Annotated in this window: 2 protein-coding genes; one reads left to right on the forward strand and one right to left on the reverse strand. The window is 41.4% G+C overall.

What is annotated here, in order from left to right:
- Nucleotides 1-166: 166 nt before the first annotated feature.
- Nucleotides 167-886, reverse strand: a complete 720-nt coding sequence (locus tag F6K53_RS44145; protein WP_293072969.1) for a DUF928 domain-containing protein — start codon at nucleotides 884-886, stop codon at nucleotides 167-169.
- Nucleotides 887-918: 32 nt separating this feature from the next.
- On the opposite strand from F6K53_RS44145, the gene F6K53_RS44150 reads away from it, so the two are divergent.
- Entirely contained in the window at nucleotides 919-1,083 is a 165-nt protein-coding gene (locus F6K53_RS44150; RefSeq protein WP_293087210.1) for a hypothetical protein, read from the forward strand.
- Nucleotides 1,084-1,170: the final 87 nt, after the last annotated feature.

The following is a 1,170-nucleotide window of genomic DNA, read 5'->3' on the forward strand; positions in this document are numbered from 1 at the left end:
CCGATCTTAAACCCCTGGTTTTCAACCAGGGGTTTAAGATGCGATATTTTTTGGAGTTATCACAAATCAGCTGCTAACTAACCCCTTGAGCCACATAGGGTTAAATCCTTGCTTTATAAGGATTGCAGGATAATAGTTGATTGTATGATGTTCAGATATTTATAGTTTATTTATTGAGCAACGGCTGGTTAGCGATCGCAGTTAGTCCTTGTGATTGTAACAGTTCTTCCCAATGGGAGAGATAGACTGAATTTTTTGGTTCAGCTCGCCTTAAATCAGCGAGGGTAGAGACAGTATCGACCCAAATCCCTGATTCAGCCAACAATGAGGCTTTTTTCAGTGAGGCTTTTAATGTTTTCTGATTCATCAAGGTAGAATTGGCTTCAACTCGACGAACCCATCCAGTTACCTCAGGACTATCTGGTTCTAAATACTCCCCACAAATCATCACCAAAGACCACTGGTAATTCTTACCGACCTTTAGTGGTGGAGCCTGAGGTGGTAATTCAACCGCCATTACACCTGGCTGATTAGGCAGACGTATAAAGCTCTGGTAATGATGGTTTCGCTGTTCATCCTCGAAACTTAAAAAAGCTTCTTTAGCTGAAGTCTGAGGAACATATACCAGCAAAGTTGGACGTTCTGCCACCGTTAAGCCCACATTAGTAGCTGGCATCAGCGGTGTGACTGATGAAGTGGTGGTTTTAGCATCAGAGAAACAAATATCTTCACCCCGGGAAGCTCCACCCCTTCCCGTCTTTGGTGCTGGATTCTTCCCATTTTGGAACATCACCGCCTGACTTGGCAAACTGTGGATTAGAGTCATTCCTAGGAATAGTAAAGTAAAACAAAGTGGTAATCTCACGGTTAATTTGTTTGATTTCATAAAATATTTCCTATTGCTGCAGGACTTTCTTTATGATTATTCTGGGCACAGAAAGCAAAGCAGATATAGCAGAAGTCAGAAGTCAGAAGTCAGAAGTCAGAAGTCAGAAGTCAGAAGTCAGAAGTCAGAAGTCAAACTATTGCGCTTACTTAGGTTTGATACTTTTGTCATGTCCTAACTGCCCTGGCGACTGCTAGAATTTGCCGCTTTCTAATTTTTTTTTTGAGGGTTGCTAGAAATTTCAATATAAACGCCTAGTTTTTGCGTTCATGTTTGTTTTATGA

Origin of the sequence: Moorena sp. SIO4A1, from assembly GCF_010672065.1 — a bacterium.
Lineage (GTDB): Bacteria > Cyanobacteriota > Cyanobacteriia > Cyanobacteriales > Coleofasciculaceae > Moorena.

What these genes read in the sequence shown, in the direction of transcription:
- F6K53_RS44145 (WP_293072969.1), bottom strand. Translation starts at nt 886, where the DNA reads ATGAAATCAAACAAATTAACCGTGAGATTACCACTTTGTTTTACTTTA.
- F6K53_RS44150 (WP_293087210.1), top strand. Translation starts at nt 919, where the DNA reads ATGATTATTCTGGGCACAGAAAGCAAAGCAGATATAGCAGAAGTCAGA.